We start from the raw sequence: 20,154 nt of genomic DNA, 5'->3' as shown, positions 1-20,154 counted from the left end.
GATTACATTCCTCCCCGGGATTGCGACTGCGATTGGGACTGGTACTGCATGGACGAGCCGTCCTGCAATATCCAGGTGTCTTTGGTGCCGCCGCCCTGCGACGAATTGACCACCAGCGAGCCGTCTTTGAGCGCCACGCGCGTGAGGCCGCCCGGCACCATCTGCACTTCTTTACCGCTCAGCACAAAGGGCCGCAAGTCGATATGGCGCGGTGCAATGCCGCTTTCCACATACGTGGGGCAGGTTGAAAGGCTGAGGGTGGGCTGCGCAATGTAGCCCGACGGATTGGCCAGCAAGGCCGCACGGAACTCTTCGATCTCGGCCTTGGTGGCAGCTGGCCCCACCAGCATGCCGTAGCCGCCGGCGCCGTGCACTTCCTTGACGACCAGGTCTTTCAGGTTGGCCAGGGTGTATTGCAAATCCTCGTTGTTGCGGCACATGTAGGTCGGCACGTTTTTCAGGATGGGCTTTTCGCCGAGGTAGAACTCGATCATCTTGGGCACGTAAGGGTAGATCGACTTGTCGTCCGCCACGCCGGTGCCGATGGCGTTGCACAGCGAGACATTGCCGCTGCGGTACACATTGAGCAGGCCGGCGCACCCCAGTGTGGAATTCGGCCGGAAGGCCAGCGGGTCGAGGAAGTCGTCGTCCACGCGGCGGTAGATCACGTCGACGCGCTTGGGGCCGCGTGTGGTGCGCATGTAGACAAAGTTGTCCTTGACGAAAAGGTCCTGCCCTTCGACCAGCTCGACGCCCATTTGCTGCGCCAGGAAGGCGTGTTCAAAATAGGCCGAGTTGTACATACCGGGCGTCAGCACCACCACCGTGGGTTCGGCCGTGGCCGGCGGCGCCATGCCGCGCAGGGTTTCGAGCAGCAGGTCGGGGTAATGCGCAACAGGCGCAACGCGGTTTTCGCTGAAAAGCTCGGGAAAGAGCCGCATCATCATCTTGCGGTCTTCCAGCATGTAGCTCACGCCGCTGGGCACGCGCAGGTTGTCTTCAAGCACGTAGTACTCACCGTTGCCCTGCGCATCGGGTGCACGGACGATGTCGATGCCGCTGATGTGCGAATAGATATTGCCGGGCACATCAACGCCCATCATCTCGGGCCGGAATTGCGCATTCTGGAAAATTTGCTCAGACGGCACCACGCCAGCCTTGATGATTTCCTGGCCGTGGTACACGTCGTGGATGAAGCGGTTGAGCGCAGTGACGCGTTGTACCAGGCCTTTTTCCATGCTGGCCCATTCGTGGGCGGGAATGATGCGGGGAATCAGGTCAAAGGGAATCAGGCGTTCGGTGCCGGCGCCGTCTTCGTCCTTGGCACCGTAAACCGCAAAAGTGATGCCGACCCGGCGGAAAATCATTTCAGCTTCGGCGCGGCGGGCCTGCATCACGTCGGCAGGCTGCCGGGCCAGCCAACGCTGGTAACCCTGGTAATGCTCACGGACGCTGGACTCCGTGGCGTTCATTTCGTCGAACATCGGTCGGCTCATTGGCTTGATCTCCAGCAAGTTATGCGCATGGCAATTGTTTTAACGTAGCTTAGCAAGTTATGCGCCAAGGCGGTGCGTCCGCCAATATTTTTAGCGTTCAGGCACATGATGCCAGTAGCGCCTGCCCTGCTCCCGCTGGCACAAAATCTCCCCGGGGCGAAGGCTTTGCCAGGTGGCAGCCCCGCACTGCGGCGACTTCACCAGGCGTACGCCGCGCTCCTCATAACGCGCCACCACGGACTCCACCGGGTGGCCAAAACGGTTTCGGTAACCCGACTGCACCACCGCCCACTGCGGCCTGACGGCATCGAGGAACACCGCGCTGGACGATGTTTTGCTGCCGTGGTGGGGTACCAGCAGAAAGTCAGCCTTGAGGCTGGCCGGCACGCTGGTTGCCAGCCGGAGTTCCTGCGGCGATTCGATGTCGCCGACCAGCAGGGCTGTGCGGCTGCCGCCAGGGACGCTGCTGGAGATGCGCAACACGCAGCTCATGGCGTTTGACTTGCTGGCAGCGTCGTAATCGGCGGCTACGGGGTGCAGCACCTCAAATGCCACGCTGTCCCATTCCCAGCGCTGGCCGGCCACGCAGCGGCCGGCTTTGCGCTGCATTTGCAGCGGATGCGCGTCTTCAATCGAACTCACCAGGCTGGCTTCTGGCTGCATGGCCAGGACAGCCTGGGCCCCGCCGATGTGGTCGATGTCCCGGTGGCTGATCATGAGCATGTCCAGCCGCTCCCCCAACGCGCGCAACAGTGGCACCAGCACGCGGTGCCCGGCATCACTTTCGCGCGAAAAGCGCGGGCCGGCGTCATACAGCAGCGTGTGGCTTGCCGTGCGCACCAGCACGGAATTGCCCTGCCCGATGTCCGCGGCCAGCAGCTCGAACTGCCCCGGTGCCACGCGGGCCGGTTGCCACAACAGCACCGGCAGCAACAGGGGAAGGCCCAGCGCTCGAAAATGAAACGGCAGGCGCGTGGCCAACAGGCCGCCGCCCGCCACGCCGGCGACAGCACACCACAGCGGTGCCGCCGCCACGCTGACCGAGGCCAGCGGCCAGCTCGCCAGCCATTGCAAAAATATCGCCAGCCCGCCGACCGACCATGCCGCCAGCGACCACACCGGCGCCCACGCCACGCCCAGCAAAGCCAGCGGCGTGATGACCAGTGTTACCACCGGAATGGCCACGGCATTGGCCAGAAGGCCGACCAGCGAAACCTGGTTGAACAGCAGCAGCGACAGGGGCGTGAGCGCCAGCGTGACGACCCATTGCTCCCGCATCGCACGCCCAACGCTGTCCAGCCATCTGGGCCGGCGCTGCCACCAGTGCCCGTCCTCAGGTTGTTTTTTTGAGTCGAATTGGGCTGCAGCCCTTTCCCCATGAGCGCGAGCAGCTCCTGAATCTGTAGCAAACAAAACACCCACCGCAACGAAAGACAACCAGAACCCGGCTTGCATCAACGCCCATGGGTCCAGCGCCACCACCACGGCCATGGCCAGCAGCCAGGTCTGCAGCCAGGGCCACTGCCTGCCGCCTTGCCGAAGCAGGATCACGGTGGCCAGCATCCAGATGGTTCGCTGCGCGGGCACGCCCCAGCCGGAAAACAATGCATACAGGGTGGCAAGCAGCAAGCCGCCCAAAGCACCTGCAGCGGCTGCCGGCAACACCAGGCACAACCGCGGCGTGAAACGCGCTGATCGCCGCCACAGCGCGCCGATCAGCAGTGAGGCAGCCCAGGCAAACATCGTTATATGAAGGCCTGAAATACTCATCAAGTGAGCTACGCCCGTGGCACGAAACACATCCCAGTCGGCGCGTTCGATGGCGGCCTGGTCGCCGACCACCAGCGCGGCAATGACGCCTGCCAGCTGCCGGTTTTCAATGCGCCCAAAAATCGCTTCACGCACGGCCTGCCGGGCCTGCTCAATGGGGTGTTGCCAGCTGCTGGAAAGTTTTGCCGGCGGTGCGTCGCGCGGGCCGGCACGCACATAGCCCGTGGCCTGTATGCCCTGCTCCCACAGCCAGAGTTCGTAGTCAAAACCATAAGGGTTGCTGTTGCCGTGCGGCGCCTTGAGCCGCACCGTCATTTGCCAGCGTTCTCCGGCGCGCAGGGCTTGCGGCTGGCGCTGCAAGGCCAGTGCTATCTCGAACGGGTCGGCGTCCTGCGCCGGTACGGCGGGCTCGCGCCCGGCAAAGCCCGAATACCAGCCCAGCATGATTTGCGGCGGCAGGGTGACTGTGCCGCCATTGAGGCGGGCAGATTCCACCGCGAAGCGAAAGCGCAGGCCATCTTCTCCGGGTTGCGGCATCGCCAGCACCTGGCCTGTGACCTCGATATCGCGGCCCTCCAGCGCCGGATTGAGCGCCGCCGTCAGGAAGACGCCGGCACGCCAGCCCGTGAGGCCCACACCGAGCAAGGCAGCAAGGGCAAAGGCCGAAACCACCCTTCCCCACGAAGGAAGACGCAGCCTGCCAAAGCGCAGGTACAGGCCAGCCAGGGTGCAGGCCAGCAGCGCCATGGCGGCATAAATCTGTTGTGGCCACAAGACGGGCTGCTGCAACTGCAGGGCAACACCCGCAATAAAACCGGCAAACACCGGCCCCGGGCTTGCCGCATACAGCCGTGCCCCGGCTGATACAGGTCGATTCAAACCCGCCTCCCCTTTGAACTGTTTTTATGCACTGACCGCTTTGAGCTTAACGGGAAAGCGCGGCAGATAGCCAACAAACAGCGCCAAACAGCCGGTTCACACTCAAGAGACCACGTGGCGCAGCTCTTGCTTTCAGAAATGCCACCAAATCCGGGTAAGCTGTTTACACGGCGTTCCTGAGACCGCAAGATGTGGCGGTCTGTTGAACGTATTTTCCAGAGGGCGTGATTACACGCCCGTTCCTTTAAAAGCGAGGCTGCCTTGTCCATCCACGTCGCCCTGAGCCACATCACGCATTACAAATACGACCGCCTGGTCAAACTCGGCCCCCAGGTCGTGCGCCTGCGGCCTGCGCCGCACAGCCGCACACAGGTACTGTCGTATTCCCTCAGGGTTGAGCCCGCCGGCCACTTCATCAACTGGCAGCAGGACCCGTTTGCCAATTACCAGGCCCGGCTGGTGTTTCCCGAGCCGACACGCGAGTTCAAGGTCACGGTGGACCTGGTGGTGGAAATGGCGGTGTTCAACCCGTTTGACTTCTTCCTGGAACCGGCTGCCGAAGAATTCCCGTTTACCTATAACGCACTGCAGGCCCGCGAACTGGCACCCTACCTGGCCACCCAGCCGGCCACGCCGCTGCTCAAGCGCTACCTTGAAAAAATCGACCGTACGCCCAAACGCACCATCGACTTTCTGGTGGGCCTGAACCAGGGCCTGCAGTCGGACATCAAATATTCGATCCGCATGGAGCCCGGCGTGCAAACGCCCGAAGAAACGCTGCGCCTGGCCTGCGGCTCCTGCCGCGACACCGGCTGGCTGCTGGTGCAGCTGCTGCGGCACATGGGACTGGCCGCGCGTTTTGTCTCGGGCTATCTGATCCAGCTGAAAGCCGACGTCAAATCCATCGACGGCCCCAGCGGCGCCGAAGCCGACTTCACCGACCTGCACGCCTGGTGCGAGGTGTTTTTGCCCGGTGCCGGCTGGGTCGGCCTGGACCCGACCTCGGGACTCATGGCCGGCGAAGGCCACATTCCGCTGGCGTGCACGCCCGAGCCGTCGAGCGCAGCGCCGGTCGAAGGCGGCGTCGACAAATCCGAAGTCGAGTTCGAGCACCACATGGCGGTGCAGCGCATTTACGAGTCACCACGCGTGACCAAGCCCTATACCGAGGAGCAATGGCAGGAGGTGCTGGCGCTCGGCGAAAAGGTCGACAAAGACCTGGCGGCCGGTGACGTGCGCCTGACCATGGGCGGCGAGCCGACCTTTGTGGCCACCACCGACCGCGACGCGGCCGAATGGAACATCGACGCGCTGGGCCCGACCAAACGCGGCTATGCGACCGAACTCGTGCAAAAGCTGCGCGCCGAATATGGCGAAGGCGGCTTCCTGCATTTCGGCCAGGGCAAGTGGTACCCGGGCGAGCAATTGCCGCGCTGGGCACTCAGCATTTTCTGGCGCAAGGACGGCCAGCCGATCTGGCAAAACCCGAGCCTCTTCGCCGACGAGCGCCAGCCCTGCAACTACACCAGCGCCGACGCGCAGCGTTTTGTGCAGACACTGGCGGGCAAGCTGGGCCTGGCCACCACCTACATCACGCCAGGCTATGAAGATACCTGGTACTACCTCTGGCGCGAACGCCGGCTGCCAGTCAATGTCGACCCATTTGATTCGAAGCTGGACGACGCCATGGAGCGCGAACGCCTGCGCCGCGTCTTCATGCAGGGCCTGGATTCCGTCGTGGGCTATGTGCTGCCGCTGCAAACCAAGGAGCAACTCAAGCAACGAAACGCAGGCGCCTCGCCCGCGCTGAGTGGGCCCAAATGGACCACCGGCCCCTGGTTCTTCCGCGAAGAGCGCATGTACCTGATGCCGGGCGACTCGCCCATGGGCTACCGCCTGCCGCTGGATTCGGTGCCCTGGGTGTCCAAGACCGACTACCCTTACATGATCGAGTCCGATCCGTTTGCCCCGCGACAGGACCTGCCGGCGGCTTCCGCACTGGCGGCGCGCTACAACGGCAGCTTCAGCGCAGCCCGCGGCGCCACACCGGCGGCCGCATCGGCAGGCGGCAGCGCCAGTTCGCTCGCGCAGTACATGGCGCGCTACATGACGGGCAATACCGCGCTGTCGCAAGCCAGCCGCATCCTTCAGTTCCGCCCGCTGGGCAATAACGGCGCCGGCGGCGCAGACGGCAAACCGGCCGGTGCGCCTGCCGCAGAAGACGCAACCGCAGCAGACGATCGCGCGCCCAAGCCCTTTGAATCGGCCGCATGGCTCACGCGCACCGCGCTCTGTGTGGAAGTGCGCGACCCGCAGCGCGCCAACGGCCCGAAAGACAAACCCAAGGCCGACCCGGACAGCAAGGCCAACAAGTCGGGCCGTGGCGAAACCGGTGCGATTTACGTCTTCATGCCGCCCATGGAAAGGCTCGAAGACTACCTCGACCTGTTGGCCGCGGTGGAAGCAACGGCGCAATCGCTGGGCGTGAGCATCGTGCTCGAAGGCTACCCGCCACCGCGCGACCCGCGCCTGAAGATGCTGCAGGTCACGCCCGACCCCGGCGTCATTGAAGTCAACATCCACCCGGCTTACAACTGGGGCGAGCTGGTGGAGCACACTGAATTCCTCTACAAGATCGCGCATGAAACGCGCCTGTCGGCCGAGAAATTCATGACCGACGGCCGCCACACCGGCACCGGCGGCGGCAACCACTTCGTGCTGGGCGGCGCGACGCCCGCCGACAGCCCCTTCCTGCGCAAGCCCGAGGTACTGGGCAGCCTGATCGCCTACTGGCACAACCATCCGTCGCTGAGCTATCTTTTCTCGGGCATGTTCATCGGCCCGACCAGCCAGGCACCGCGTGTGGACGAGGCCCGCAACGACCAGCTGTACGAACTGGAAATCGCCCTGCGCGAGATCGAAAACAACCGCAAAAAATACGGTGCCGACATGCCGCCCTGGCTGGTGGACCGTACGCTGCGCAACATCCTGGTCGACGTGACCGGCAACACGCACCGCAGCGAATTCTGCATCGACAAGATGTACTCGCCCGACTCCGCCACCGGGCGCCTGGGCCTGCTGGAGCTGCGCGCGTTTGAAATGCCGCCGCATGCGCGCATGAGCATTGCCCAGCAGCTACTGCTGCGCGCGCTGGTGTCGCGCTTCTGGAACAAGCCCTACCACGGCCGCGTCACGCGCTGGGGCACCGAGCTGCACGACCGCTTCCTGCTGCCGGGCTTTATCCGCATGGATTTTGAAGACGTGCTGACCGAGCTGCGCGAAGCCGGCTACGGCTTCGACATGGCATGGTTCGAACCTCACTTCGAGTTCCGCTTCCCGCTGATCGGGCAGGTCAAGTCCAACAGCATTGAGCTGACGTTGCGCAGTGCGCTGGAGCCCTGGCATGTGATGGGCGAAGAAGGCTCGGCCGGCGGTACCGTGCGTTATGTGGATTCATCGCTGGAGCGCGTCGAAGTGCATGTGACGGGCCTCAATGACAACCGCTATGTCGTCACCGTCAACGGCCGGGCATTGCCGCTGCAAAGCACCGGCCGCGTCGGCGAATATGTAGCCGGTGTGCGCTACAAGGCCTGGAACCCGCCTTCGGCCCTGCACCCTTCCATCGGCGTGCATGCGCCGCTCACGTTTGACATCGTCGACACCTGGATGGAACGCTCGCTGGGCGGTTGTCAATACCATGTGGCGCATCCGGGCGGGCTCAGTTATGACACGCTGCCGGTCAATTCATACGAGGCCGAAAGCCGCCGCCTCACGCGCTTTTTCCGCATGGGCCACACCCCGGGCAAGATGCGCGTGGCGCCGGCGCAGCCCAGCCGGGAGTTCCCGTTCACGCTCGATCTGCGCTGAATCCGCCCCTGCGGCGGCGGCCCGGGGCTTGAAAGCCCCGGGCGAAGCGCCTCCCCGTACCGTTAACGGCTGTCTTATGGCTGCAACATTTGCATGCGCAGGCGGCATAAATAGCCATTTTGGCCGTGCATTCAACCCGCCTTGAGCCTTGCAGGGGATGGGCCGCAGGCATACTTGCACCCACGTGGAAAATAACACTCAGTCACTTTTTGCCGCCCAGTCGCTTGAATCTCCCTGCGCACTGGCTGCGGCGCTGGCGCCTCATGCGGCGGCGGGGCATTTCGATGAGTTGCGGGGCCGTGCGTCCGAGGGCCCCGCACCTGTAGAAACGGCCGCGCCGGCACAGCCCGCGCTGCGGGCCGCAGGCAGTCCCCCTGAAACCGCCCCCGCCCGGCCCGACGCCCCGGCGGCGGGGACGGACGACGCGCTGTCGCCCGACTGGACGCGCTTTTTCAACTTCCTCGGCAGCGACGGCTTTTACGACCTGAACCGCCGCACCGCCAACCTGCGCCGCCAGATCCGCGACAACGGCGTGACCTACAACGTCTATGCCGACGCCAATGGCCCGCAGCGGCCCTGGTCGCTGGACCTGTTCCCCATGATGGTTTCGCCCGCTGACTGGGCGCAGATCGAGACCGGTATCCAGCAGCGCGCCCGCCTGCTGGACCGCGTGATGGCCGACATCTACGGCCCGCAGGAGCTGCTATCCAAAGGCCTGCTGCCCAGCGCGCTGGTGCACGCCCACCCGGGTTACCTGCGCGGCATGCAGGGCGTGCAGCCGGCCGGCGGCACCTATTTGCACATTGCCGCCTTCGACATCGCCCACGGCCCCGACGGCCGCTGGTCGGTGGTGTCGCAGCGCACGCAGGCGCCTTCGGGCCTGGGCTATCTGCTCGAAAACCGCCTGACGATTTCACTGCTGTTCCCCGAAGCCTTCCGCGAAATGAAGGTCGAACGGCTGGCCGCGTCGTACAAGGCGCTGGTGGATGGCCTCAAAGCCATGAGCCCGACGGACAGCGACGAGGAAAGCCGCGTGGTGCTGCTGACGCCGGGGCCTTACAACGAAACCTATTTCGAGCATGCTTACCTGGCGCGCTTCCTGGGCCTGACACTGGTCGAGGGCAGCGACCTGCTGGTGCGCGATGACAAGCTTTACCTGAAAACCCTGCGCGGCCTGGAGCGTGTGCACGGGCTGCTCAAGCGTCTGGACGACCAATTTCTCGATCCGCTGGAACTGCGCTCGGACTCCACACTGGGCGTGCCCGGCCTGCTGCAGGTGATACGCGCGGGCAATGTGCTGGTGGTCAACACGCCGGGCTCGGCCTTCCTCGAGTCAAGCGCGCTGCTCGGCTTTCTTCCCGCGCTCTCCGAGCACCTGCTCGGTGAAACCCTGGCCCTGCCCTCGCTGGCCACCTGGTGGTGCGGCGAGCAGGCGGTGATGCAGGACGTGCTGAGCCAGCTCAAGACCTGCGTGATCAAGCCGACCTATCCGGGCACCGGCATGGAATCCGTCATCGGCCATACCCTGTCGCGTCGCGCGCTGGACGAATGGGCTGGCCGCATTGTTCGCCGGGGCGAAGACTTCACCGTGCAGGCTTACCTGCCTCTGCCGCAAACGCCGACCTGGCAGGGCGAGCGGATTTCCCCGCGCTCGGCCATGCTGCGCGTGTTTGCGGTGGCCGACGGCAACGGCTCCTGGCAGGTGCTGCCGGGCGGCCTGGCACGGCTGGCGGGCAAGAACGAAAACATGTCGTCGATGCAGCACGGCGGCAGCAGTGCCGACGTGTGGGTGCTGGGCGATCCATCGGCAGCCAAGGCGGCGGCCGAACACACCACCGCGCCGCGCACCGAACAGCCGGCGCCTGCCTGGGCCGCAGCACCGCTGCGCCACCGCCCACCAGTAACCAGCCGCGCGGCCGAAAACCTTTTCTGGCTGGGCCGCTACACCGAGCGCGCCGAAAACTCCACGCGCCTGGCGCAGATCACGCTGCAATGCCTGGGCGGCGAGGACCAGACCTCGCAGCCGCTGCTGGCCTGGCTGACCAGCATGGCCGTCGGCAATGCGCTGGTGCTGGACACCGTGCCGCCGGCCACGCATGCGCGCCGTGTCTTCGAACGCGCGCTGATCGCCAACCTGGCCGACACCGAACAGGCCGCCAGCGTCGGCTTTAACCTGCGGGCGCTCAAGAGCGCCGCATCTGCCGTGCGCGAACGCCTGTCACAGGAACAATGGCACATGATCGTGCGCACCGAGACCGACTTCTTCCAGCGCTGCTCATCGTTCAGCGCCGTGGGCCAGACCCAAAGTCAGGGTGGGCAAAGCCAGAGCCAATCCAGCCAATATCTGCTCGAATATTCTTCCGTCGAGGCGCTGCGGGCGCTCGAGTCAGCCAGCGGTTTCCTCTCAGCCATGACGGGTGCGCAAACTGACCGCATGACACGCGACGACGGCTGGCGCCTCTTGAGTCTGGGGCGGCTGATTGAACGGCTCAACACCCTGGCGGGCGCATTGGTGCGCGGTTTCGAAACCGGATCGGTCTTTGAGGAAGGCGGCTTCAACGCCATGGTGGCGCTGTTCGACAGCACTATCACCTTCCACGCGCAATACCAGCAGCGCCGCGACATCCCGGCGCTGCTTGATCTGCTGGTGCTGGACCGCGACAACCCGCGCTCCCTCGGCTGGGTGGTGCAGACCCTGCGCGGGCGCCTTGCCAAGCTGGCGGGCAGCGCGCCGGGCGACATGCCCGACCTGGCGATGGAACTACCCGACCCCGGCAGCTGGGCGCTGGCTGATTTGTGCCAGGAGGTCCCAGCCCGCACCGGCGAAGGCGAAGATGAAAACGGCGAGCAACATGACGGGCGGCTGGTGCAGCTGCTCGAGCAGTGCTGCGATGCCGCGCTGGAGCTGTCAGACACCTTGAGCCGCCGCTACTTCAGCCACGCGGCTTCGGCCAGCCAGAGCTTAGGCGCCTGAGGCCCCAGGAGTTTTCCCGTGCTGCTTCACGTCGTTCACGAAACCCGTTACCGCTATGCCCCTGTGGTGGAAAACGCGCACCATGTTGTGCATCTCAAGCCCGCCAGCCGAAACGGCCAGACCCTGCTGGACTATGCGCTGCGGGTGAATCCCGAACCGGTCCAGCTGCGCGAAACCGAAGACGTCTACGGCAACACGCGCACCTACTTCTCCCTGCAGGCGGCACATGAGAGCCTCACCGTGGTGGCCGACAGCATCGTCTCCACGTCGGCCCTCAACCCGCTGCAATCAGAAGCGACGCTGTCCACCGGCAAGCCTGCATCGCCCGCCTGGGAGCAGGTGCGCGAACAGTTCCGTTACCGCGCCGGCGCGGCCTACGACAGCGCCTCCGAATTCCTCTTCGCCTCGCCCTATGTGCCGCGCGACGATGCCTTCATTGAATTTGCCCGCCCCAGCTTCCTGCCTGGCAGGCCGCTGCCCGAGGCGGCGCGCGACCTGATGGAACGCATTCACAGCGCCATGACCTACGAAAGCGAAAGCACCGAAGTCAACACGCCGGCGCTCGAGGCGCTCAAGCTGGGCAAGGGGGTGTGCCAGGATTTCGCGCACATCATGGTGGCCTGCTGCCGCGCCATGGGCCTGCCGGCGCGTTATGTCAGCGGTTACCTTCTCACCACGCCACCGCCCGGCCAGCCACGGCTGGTGGGCAGCGACGCCTCGCATGCCTGGGCTTCGGTGTACTGCCCCGGCCTGGGCGCCTGGCTCGACTTCGACCCCACCAACAACCGCGCGCCGGGTGAAGATTACGTCACGCTGGCCATCGGCCGCGACTTCCTCGATGTATCGCCCATGCGCGGCGTGATACGCGGCGGCGCACAGCACATCCTGGACGTGGCCGTTACGGTGGAGCCGGTGGCAAGCGCCGGGAACTGAGGGGCTTGCGCGAAGCTGTCGGCTCTTCCAGCAGCGAACCCTCCGGCAGGCTGCGTGCCAGGCAGCGCCGGCACAGGCTCACAAACTCCTGCGCGGCACCCGACTGCGCCTGGCGCGGCTTGAAAGCCAGCAAGGCCCTGAACGACACATCAGCCGCCAGCGGAACGCTGCGCAGGCCCAGCGCCACATATTCACGCGCCACCAGCGGATTGGTAACTGCCAGCCCGGCCCCGGCCAGCACCAGCGAACACTGCGTTGCGCTGTAAGGTGTTTCAACCACAAAGCGCGGCTGCACACCCGCCTGTGCAAATGCGGCTTCCAGCCGGCGCTGGGCTGTATCCGAGGCGGACAGGCCGACCAGCGGCACTTCTGCGAGATCCCTGGGCTGCAGGACCTGCTTGCGCGCGAGCGGGTGGGCCGCGGGCATGACGCATACCGCAGGCACCTGGTAAAAAAGCGAAGACACCAGGCCGCTGGTGTCCGCCTCGTCGCCCAGGAAAGCCAGGTCCACCGCCCCCTGGAACAACGCCTCGCGCAGCACTTTCGAGCTGTCGACCAGCAGCAGGCAACGCGTGCGTGGATAGCTGCGCTGGAACTCCGCCAGCGCCCAGGGCATCACGCTGGCGGCCATGGCATGCAGTGAACCGATGCGCAGCACGGTGTCTTCATGCGACTGCAGGGCCACGATTTTTCGCTGTACGGCTTCCAGGCCTTCGTAGACCCGCTCAACCTCTTCCATCAGCGCGTGCGCCTCCGGCGTGGGCGTGAGCTTGCCTTTGGGCCGGTCAAACAGCTTGAGCCCGGCGCGCGCTTCGAGCTGCTGCAGCAGCTGCGTGACCGCCGGCTGGCTCACGTGCAGCGCCGCCGCCGCGCGGTTGGCGGTGCCCAGCCGCATGACCATGCGGAACACCTCAATCTGACGTGCACTGGCTTCAGCCATGGCTTCTTCCTATAAGTTTTACTTATTTTAAATCGCAAACAAGCGATGCATGAGAGGCCACGGTCTTCGTACCATCTGCCCATGAATCCTGTTTTCCCCGAATCCCTTCCAAGCCCTCAGGCATGGAACGCCATCAGCCGCAATCCCCGGATGACCGGGCTGCGCTGCATCCTCTGCGCCCGTAAATACCCGCTGAAGGATTTGCCCACCGGCTGCCCGCACTGCGCGGCGCAAGGTACGCCCGCCAGCCTGGAAGCCGTTTACACCGGGCTGCCCCAAACACTGAAAACTGCCAGTACAGGTTATAAGTGGGGAGACTGGCTGCCTTACACCCACGGCGTGTCCCTGGGCGAAGGCGACACGCCTTGCCTGGACCTGCCGCGCCTGGCGCGCGAGCTTGGCCTGCGCCAGCTCAGCGCCAAACACGAGGGCATGAACCCCACCGGCTCGCACAAAGACCGCATGTCGGCACAGGCCGTCAGTCGGGCGCTGGACGCAGGCGCACAGACCGTGGTGCTGGCTTCCAGCGGCAACGCAGCAGTGTCGGCAGCAGCCTATTGCGCCGCGGCCGGACTGCCCTGCGAAATCGCCACCTACCGCGACATGCCGGCGCCTTTTGCGCGAGCCCTCCATCACCTGGGCGCCCGGCGCGTGGTGTTCGACCACGGCTTTTACCGCTGGAGCCATGTACGCCGGCGGGTCGAGCAGGACGGCGCATTTGCGCTCACCAACTACAGCGTGCCCGCGGTCGGCAGCCCGGCCTTTGGCGTGGAAGGCTACCGCGCGGTGGCGCTCGAATTTGTCGCCGGCGGCTGCGTGCCGGACCACGTGCTGGTGCCCACTGCGCGCGGCGACCTGCTCTGGGGCATTTACAGCGCACTGCGTGATTTGCACCAGGCGAAACTCATCGGGCACATGCCCAGGCTGTGGGCCGTTGAGCCGTTCCCCCGCCTTTCCCGCGTACTCGAGGGTGCGCCACTGCAATCGGAATTTAACGGCCAGACGGCACAATTTTCAACAGGCGGCAGCACCGTCACGCTGCAGCAGCAACTGGCCGTGCAGCAGTCAGGCGGCGGCGCCGTGGCCATTGATGATGCCGGCGCCATTGAGGGCAGCGCCCGACTCGCGGCGCAAGGCCTGTGGGTGGAGCTTTGCGCCGGCGCCTGCCTCAGTGCGCTGGCGCACCTACGCGCACTCGGCCAAGTACAGGCATCAGAACACGCCTTGCTGCTGCTCACGGCCAAAGGCGACCGCGACACCTTTAACCCCATCCCTTGACCACACGACTCCTTTTTCTTCAGCCCGCAAAGGAATTTTTCACCATGAAGACCCGACTGCTCCCCGCCCTGCTTCTGGCCTGCGCCACCCTGGCGGGAACCGCCCATGCCGCCTACCCCGACAAACCCATCCGCCTCATCGTGCCCTGGGCGCCCGGTGGCAGCACCGACGCCATCGCCCGCGCGATTGCCCAGCGCATGGGCGAAACCATGGGGCAAAGCGTGGTGGTCGACAACCGCTCCGGCGCTTCCGGGCGCATCGGCACCGAAGCCGCGGCCAAGGCCGCGCCTGACGGCTACACCTTCGCCATCGTCGAGCTGCCGCATGCGATTGCGCCGGCCGTGTTCAACAAGATGCCCTACGACCTGCTGCGCGACTTCACGCCGGTGTCCATGGTCGGCACCTCGCCGCTGCTGCTGTTTGCCGGCGGCGCGCAGTACAAGAATGGCGACATCAAGGGCTTCCTCAAAAACTACCGGGGCAGCAAGGTGCCGCTGGCGCTTGCCCACAGCGGCAATGGCTCCATCAGCCACCTTTCCAGCGAACTGTTCGCCGGCGCCACGGGGATCAAGGTCAACGCCATTCCCTATCGCGGCTCCGCACCCGCGCTCACCGACGTCGCAGCCGGCCAGGTGGACGCGCATTTCGCCACGATGGCCAGCGGCAGTTCGCTGCTGGGCGCGAACAGGATCTCTGCCTTGATGGTGACCGGCAATGCGCGCCTGGCTACCCTGCCCGGCGTGCCGACCGCGCGCGAAGCCGGCATCGAGGGCATGCAGTTCAACCAGTGGTGGGCGCTGGTGGCGCCGGCCACCACGCCGATCGATATCGTCGAGCGGCTGCGCAGCGAAGCGGTGGCGGCGCTGGCGCACCCTTCCACGCGCGAGCGCCTCACCACCCTGGGCATTGACCTGAAAGGCTCGACACGCGACGAACTGCGTGCCTTCATGCGCAACGAAGTAGACCGCTGGGGTGCTGTGGTGCGAAAGGCCGGCATCAAGCCCGAGTGACGCCGGCATGTGGAACGGTGAAAGGGGGCGCGGGACAAGCCGCGCAGGCCCTGCGCCGTTCCATCATTTCCTTTCATGACCCCAAAGGCCTCCGGAACCCGGGCACCATCCTACAATTCCCTGCACTACCAGCCGGCCGCGCCGCTTTATTCGCTATCAAAACAATAGCTGCTCGCGCTTATACTCATTGGGCTGGTGCCATTTTTCTTCACCAAAAGGATCACCATGAGCGCCTACGACAAGCTGAAAGCACTGAACATCACCCTGCCAACCGTGGCAACGCCCCTGGCAGCTTACCTGCCCTTCGTGCAGACCGGCAACCTGGTGTTCCTGAGCGGCCACATCGCCAAGAAGGACGGCAAGCCCCTCGTCGGCCAGCTCGGCAAGAACATGACGACAGAAGAAGGCAAGGCCGCCGCGCGCTCGGTCGCCATCGACCTGATGGGCACACTCGAAGCCGCCGTCGGCCTGGGCAAGGTCAAGCGCATCGTCAAGCTCATGAGCCTGGTCAACTCGACCGGCGACTATACCGAGCAGCACCTGGTGACCAACGGCGCCAGCGAGTTGTTTGCAGAAGTCTTCGGCGACGCCGGCAAGCATGCGCGCAGCGCCTTTGGCGTGGCCCAGGTTCCCATGGGCGCTTGCGTCGAGATCGACCTGGTTGCTGAAGTCGAGTGAGACAAGACGTCAGGCCGGAGCTTTGTACCCCCGGCCTGAATTTGACTTCCAGCAGAACCTTCTTCATGGCAAGTGCAACGAAGTTTGCACGGAAGCCGACTTTCTGAAAGTATTCACCATGAACAAGGAAAAGCGGCATTTCGGCAAACTCGCCAAGCTCGGGATGTCTGTCCTGTACCTGGCTTTGGCCTGTCCCCCGCTGGCAGTTGCCCAAGCTCCTGCGGGTGCAGCCAACGACATCAGGTCTGTCTGGAATTTATCGCTCCAGCCCTGCAACGGCGGAGGCGGAAACCTCATGGTGCGCAATGCAGACGAAGCGACCATCAAGTCCACCCGAAAAATCATCCTGAAGGACGCGGGGTTTCAAATTGCCGTGCCGCAGCTTCCCGAACTGGAACGAACGCACGTCAAGCTTTTCCTGAACGACAAATCGCGCGGGGTCACTGATCACTATGTGCTGCTTTCCCCGGGAGATCTGGCTCCCCCGATTGCCGCGATCGTGGTGACAGAGCTTCCTTCCAGCATGAGAAGCAACGCAAGCGGTCTGCGTGCTGCGGCCGACTTACAGGTCAAGTCATCCCGCGGCGCGCCGTTTTCCTTCTCCAGGTTGACCGGCCCGTTTGGTGAGTCCATTGAACTCCTGGTGCCCAACAGGATTGGCTCGCATTGCTTCCCGACGGCGGACTTTCAGGTTTCACCGGACGCCTCTGTACTGAACACGCTGGGCATCAGCAGGTTCTCGGTCATTGGAGACAAGCTGGTCGAATTTGCACTGATCATGCGAATCCCCAGCGGAACCAGCAAGGAAAAAGCGATTGCAGACGCAAGAAAGCTGATGGACAGCTACTGGACCTCGCTGAGTACCCTCCTCTGAGCTGGCGCCAGGGCATTCACCCGCCCGGCAAAGGTTTCTCGCAAACCATAAAATTCACTTCGCCCCGGCCATTTTGCCGGGGTAGCGTTCTCAGGGCGGGGTGAAATTCCCCACCGGCGGTGTTTGCAGGCAACTGCATCAGCCCGCGAGCGCCTGGTTGCCGTGCTTCATACGGCAACCAGGGTCAGCAGATTCGGTTCAACTCCGAAGCCGACGGTCACAGTCCGGATGAAAGAGAGCGCGATGTTTACGGCTGTGCCGTGGGCGTTTACGACTGGGCGCGTTCTGCGCTGCGGTCGTCCGCGTGTCCACGCGCAAAGCCGCAGGCTCGTGCGCCCTGATTCTGGTAACACCCAACAGAGGCCATCCATGAGTCAGTCAACCCAGTTCCCCGTTTCCACCAACCATTCCAGCGGCTCCTCCCACAAGGCACGTTTTGCCTTTATCCAGTCGTCCTGGCACGAAGACATCGTGGACCAGGGCCGCGGTGCCTTCCTGGCCGAGATGGCCCGGCAAGGCGTGGGCGCTGAATCCATCGACACGTTTGAAGTGCCCGGCGCGTTCGAGATTCCGCTCCACGCGAAAAAACTCGCACAGTCGGGCCGTTATGCAGGCGTGGTCTGCTGCGGGCTGGTGGTGGACGGTGGCATCTACCGTCACGAGTTTGTGGCCGATGCGGTGATCAGCGCGCTGATGGGTATCCAGCTGGAAACCGGCGTGCCGGTGTTTTCAGCGGTGCTGACGCCGCAGCATTTTCATGAGCATGACGAACACCGAAAATTCTTCACGGAACATTTCCTGACCAAGGGCAAGGAAGTGGCGCAAGCCTGCCTGGAGACGGTGGCGGGCCTGAAAAAGCTTGATCTGCTCTTGGCAGCTTGATTGCTGAATAGCTGCTGACCAGACCGGTGAGCGCAGCATCTTGCTATTAAATCAATAGCTGCTTGCGCCCGCCAGTTATGACCTTCAGTCAGTTTTACTCAACGCGGCTGATGCCGGTGGGTTTGAAGCCCAGGTCGGCCGCCTTGCCCTTGCGCGCGCGCGCCGCACGGGCATTGTTCAGGCTGCGGATTTCCAGCGTTTCCTCACGCGCCTTGCCGCCGCGGCCAATGCCTTCAATCTTCACGCTGCGCGTGTAGGCGGCTGCACCAGCCAAAGTGTCTTTGGCTTCGAGGTCGATCAGCATCAGGCCGCGCCCGCCGGCGGCCTGCATCTTGAGTTCCGCGATTTCAAACGTCAGGATGCGGCCGCCCGTCGAGGCGCAAGCCACATGCGTGGCCGGCACCAAGGGCGCCGATGCGCTGGTGAAGGCGGCATGCGAAGGCCTGCAAATGGTTTCACCTTCAGCGCAGCTGATAAAGGCCTTGCCGGCTTTGAGGCGCGACGTCATGTTCTCGACCGTAGCGAGGAAGCCGTAGCCGCCGCTGGCGCTCAGCAGCAATGCGGCATTGGACGGGCCCGCAAAATAATGCACCAGCTGCGTGCCGGACTCCAGGTCGATCAGGGTGGTGAGCGGCTGGCCGTCGCCGCGCGCACCGGGCAGCAATGACACCGGCACCGAATAAATGCGGCCGCGTGAGCCGAAGGCCAGCAACGTGTCGATGGTGCGGCATTCGAAGGTACCGTAAAGCCCGTCGCCCGCCTTGAAGGCGAAGCCTGCCGGGTCATGTCCGTGACCGTTGCGTGCGCGCACCCAGCCCTTGTCGCTGATGACCACGGTCACCGGCTCGTCGAGCACCTTGACTTCGAGCACGGCCTTTTTCTCGGCCTGGATCAGCGTGCGGCGCGCATCGGCGAATTGCTTGGCGTCGGCCTCGATTTCCTTGACCAGCAGGCGCTTGAGCGCCGCCGGGCTGCCCAGGATTTCCTCGAGCTTGCCCTGCTCTTCGCGCAGGTTTTTCAGGTCCTGCTCGATCTTGATGGCTTCAAGCCGTGCCAGTTGGCGCAGGCGGATTTCAAGAATGTCCTCGGCCTGGATTTCGCTGAGCTTGAAGCGCTCTATCAATGCGGGCTTGGGCTCTTCCGACTGGCGGATGATGGCGATCACCTCGTCGATGTTGAGCAGCACCAGTTGCCGCCCCTCGAGGATGTGGATGCGGGCCAGCACTTTGTCGAGCCGGTGCTGCGATCGTTTTTGCACCGTGGTCTGGCGGAACTCGATCCACTCCGTCAGCATCTGGCGCAGGTTTTTCTGCGTCGGCTTGCCGTCCAGCCCGACCATGGTCAGGTTGATGGGCGAGGAGCTTTCCAGGCTGGTGTTGGCCAGCAGGGTGTTGATGAGCTCGGACTGGCTGATCTTGCTCGTCTTGGGCTCGAACACCAGGCGCACGGCGGCGTCCTTGCTGGATTCGTCGCGCACCACGTCGAGCACGGCCAGGATGGTCTGCTTGAGCTGCACCTGGTCCTGGCTCAGGGCTTTTTTGCCGGCCTTGATTTTCGGATTGGTGAGCTCTTCGATTTCCTCGAGCACTCGCTGGGTGCTGACACCGGGCGGCAGTTCCTGCACCACCAGCTGCCATTGGCCGCGCGCGAGTTCTTCAATCTTCCAGCGGGCACGCACCTTGAGCGAGCCGCGGCCCGTGCTGTAGGCCGCCGCGATTTCCGCGCCGCTCGAGATGATCTGCCCACCGCCTGGGTAGTCGGGCCCGGCGATCAGCGCGTACAGCTCTTCGTCCGCAAGCTTGGGTGTCTTGATGAGCGCCACGCAGGCGTCGGCGACTTCGCGCAGGTTGTGACTGGGAATTTCGGTAGCCAGGCCCACGGCAATACCGCTGGCGCCGTTGAGCAGCGTGAAGGGCAAGCGTGCCGGCAACTGGCGCGGCTCTTCAAAGGAGCCGTCGTAGTTGGGCACAAAGTCGACCGTGCCTTCGTCAAGCTCGTCGAGCAGCAGCGTCGTGATGCGCGCCAGCCGAGCCTCGGTGTATCGCATGGCCGCTGCGCCGTCGCCGTCGCGGCTGCCGAAATTACCTTGTCCATCGACCAGCGGATAACGCTGGCTGAAGTCCTGCGCCATGCGCACCATCGCGTCGTACGCCGCCTGGTCGCCGTGCGGGTGGTATTTGCCCAGCACGTCGCCGACAACGCGCGCGCTCTTGACAGGCTTGGCACCGCTCGCGCCATTCGCCCCGCCAAAACCCAGGCCCATGCGCGACATGCTGAAGAGGATGCGGCGCTGCACCGGCTTCTGGCCATCGCAAACGTCGGGCAAGGCGCGGCCCTTGACGACGCTGAGGGCATATTCAAGGTAAGCCCGCTGCGCGTACGCGGCCAGGGAATCCTGGTCTGCGGGTTCGGGGATCGGGGCTACGGCGTCCGGTGTAAAGAGATCCATCTTGAGTTTGGCTTGGCGGGTAAGGTGGCGTGAGGCATGCCGGCACACGCGGGTGCGGCCGCCACAGGGTTACAAAAAAGGAAAGCTGTCTATCAGGCTGCCGGGCAGGACACAAGGCGCATTG

At 64.3% G+C, this 20,154-nt stretch carries 12 protein-coding genes, 1 pseudogene and 1 riboswitch; of the genes and pseudogenes, 9 read left to right on the top strand and 4 right to left on the bottom strand.

What is annotated here, in order from left to right; genetic code table 11:
• Positions 1-2: 2 nt before the first annotated feature.
• Together AC1D13_RS03175 and AC1D13_RS03170 are read right to left on the bottom strand one after the other, a co-directional pair.
• On the bottom strand, positions 3-1,496 hold the full coding sequence (locus AC1D13_RS03175; protein WP_457278909.1) for a circularly permuted type 2 ATP-grasp protein: 1,494 nt from the start codon (positions 1,494-1,496) through the stop codon (positions 3-5).
• Positions 1,497-1,586: 90 nt separating this feature from the next.
• A complete protein-coding gene (locus AC1D13_RS03170) occupies positions 1,587-4,145 on the bottom strand; it encodes a DNA internalization-related competence protein ComEC/Rec2 (RefSeq protein ID WP_477688921.1) in 2,559 nt (852 codons plus the stop codon).
• A 336-nt stretch (positions 4,146-4,481) separates the two neighbouring features.
• On the opposite strand from AC1D13_RS03170, the pseudogene AC1D13_RS03165 reads away from it, so the two are divergent.
• The 4 genes and pseudogenes from AC1D13_RS03165 to AC1D13_RS03150 form a co-directional block, all read left to right on the top strand.
• A pseudogene (locus AC1D13_RS03165) lies at positions 4,482-5,084 on the top strand (transglutaminase family protein); the annotation flags it as partial.
• A gap of 72 nt (positions 5,085-5,156) precedes the next feature.
• Positions 5,157-8,012: a transglutaminase family protein gene (locus AC1D13_RS03160; RefSeq protein WP_477689140.1), complete on the top strand. Its 2,856-nt coding sequence runs from the start codon at positions 5,157-5,159 to the stop codon at positions 8,010-8,012.
• Between the two features lie 184 nt (positions 8,013-8,196).
• The gene (locus AC1D13_RS03155; RefSeq protein ID WP_477688920.1) at positions 8,197-10,986 is read left to right on the top strand and encodes a circularly permuted type 2 ATP-grasp protein; all 2,790 of its coding nucleotides are present in this window, start codon (positions 8,197-8,199) and stop codon (positions 10,984-10,986) included.
• A gap of 18 nt (positions 10,987-11,004) precedes the next feature.
• The gene (locus tag AC1D13_RS03150) at positions 11,005-11,919 is read left to right on the top strand and encodes a transglutaminase family protein (protein ID WP_477667461.1); all 915 of its coding nucleotides are present in this window, start codon (positions 11,005-11,007) and stop codon (positions 11,917-11,919) included.
• On the opposite strand, the gene AC1D13_RS03145 is transcribed toward AC1D13_RS03150, so the two are convergent.
• Positions 11,885-12,859 carry a LysR substrate-binding domain-containing protein gene (locus tag AC1D13_RS03145; protein WP_477667462.1) on the bottom strand — a complete coding sequence of 325 codons (975 nt, stop codon included), beginning with the start codon at positions 12,857-12,859 and terminating at the stop codon, positions 11,885-11,887. The genes AC1D13_RS03150 and AC1D13_RS03145 overlap by 35 nt on opposite strands.
• An 81-nt stretch (positions 12,860-12,940) precedes the next feature.
• Here AC1D13_RS03145 and AC1D13_RS03140 point away from each other — a divergent pair, with 81 nt between their 5' ends.
• The 5 genes from AC1D13_RS03140 to AC1D13_RS03120 all read left to right on the top strand — a co-directional run bounded on the left by AC1D13_RS03140 (position 12,941) and on the right by AC1D13_RS03120 (position 17,581).
• Positions 12,941-14,137, top strand: a complete 1,197-nt coding sequence (locus AC1D13_RS03140) for a pyridoxal-phosphate dependent enzyme (RefSeq protein WP_477688919.1) — start codon at positions 12,941-12,943, stop codon at positions 14,135-14,137.
• A 44-nt stretch (positions 14,138-14,181) separates the two neighbouring features.
• On the top strand, positions 14,182-15,147 hold the full coding sequence (locus AC1D13_RS03135) for a tripartite tricarboxylate transporter substrate binding protein (protein WP_477688918.1): 966 nt from the start codon (positions 14,182-14,184) through the stop codon (positions 15,145-15,147).
• A 225-nt stretch (positions 15,148-15,372) separates the two neighbouring features.
• Complete coding sequence (locus AC1D13_RS03130; RefSeq protein ID WP_457278917.1) at positions 15,373-15,825, top strand: RidA family protein; 453 nt, start codon at positions 15,373-15,375, stop codon at positions 15,823-15,825.
• 118 nt (positions 15,826-15,943) lie between these two features.
• Positions 15,944-16,699, top strand: coding sequence for a hypothetical protein (locus tag AC1D13_RS03125; protein WP_477688917.1), 756 nt, complete (start codon positions 15,944-15,946; stop codon positions 16,697-16,699).
• 82 nt (positions 16,700-16,781) lie between these two features.
• Positions 16,782-16,943, top strand: a riboswitch (FMN riboswitch).
• A gap of 125 nt (positions 16,944-17,068) precedes the next feature.
• A complete protein-coding gene (locus tag AC1D13_RS03120) occupies positions 17,069-17,581 on the top strand; it encodes a 6,7-dimethyl-8-ribityllumazine synthase (protein ID WP_477667466.1) in 513 nt (170 codons plus the stop codon).
• A 94-nt stretch (positions 17,582-17,675) separates the two neighbouring features.
• Here AC1D13_RS03120 and parC read toward each other — a convergent pair whose 3' ends face one another.
• A complete protein-coding gene (parC, locus tag AC1D13_RS03115) occupies positions 17,676-20,030 on the bottom strand; it encodes a DNA topoisomerase IV subunit A (RefSeq protein WP_477667467.1) in 2,355 nt (784 codons plus the stop codon).
• Positions 20,031-20,154 lie beyond the last annotated feature (124 nt).

This window comes from Polaromonas sp. P1_E12 (assembly GCF_056405975.1).
Note: the sequence above shows the minus strand (reverse complement) of the source record. Positions and strands in the feature narration are given on the sequence as shown.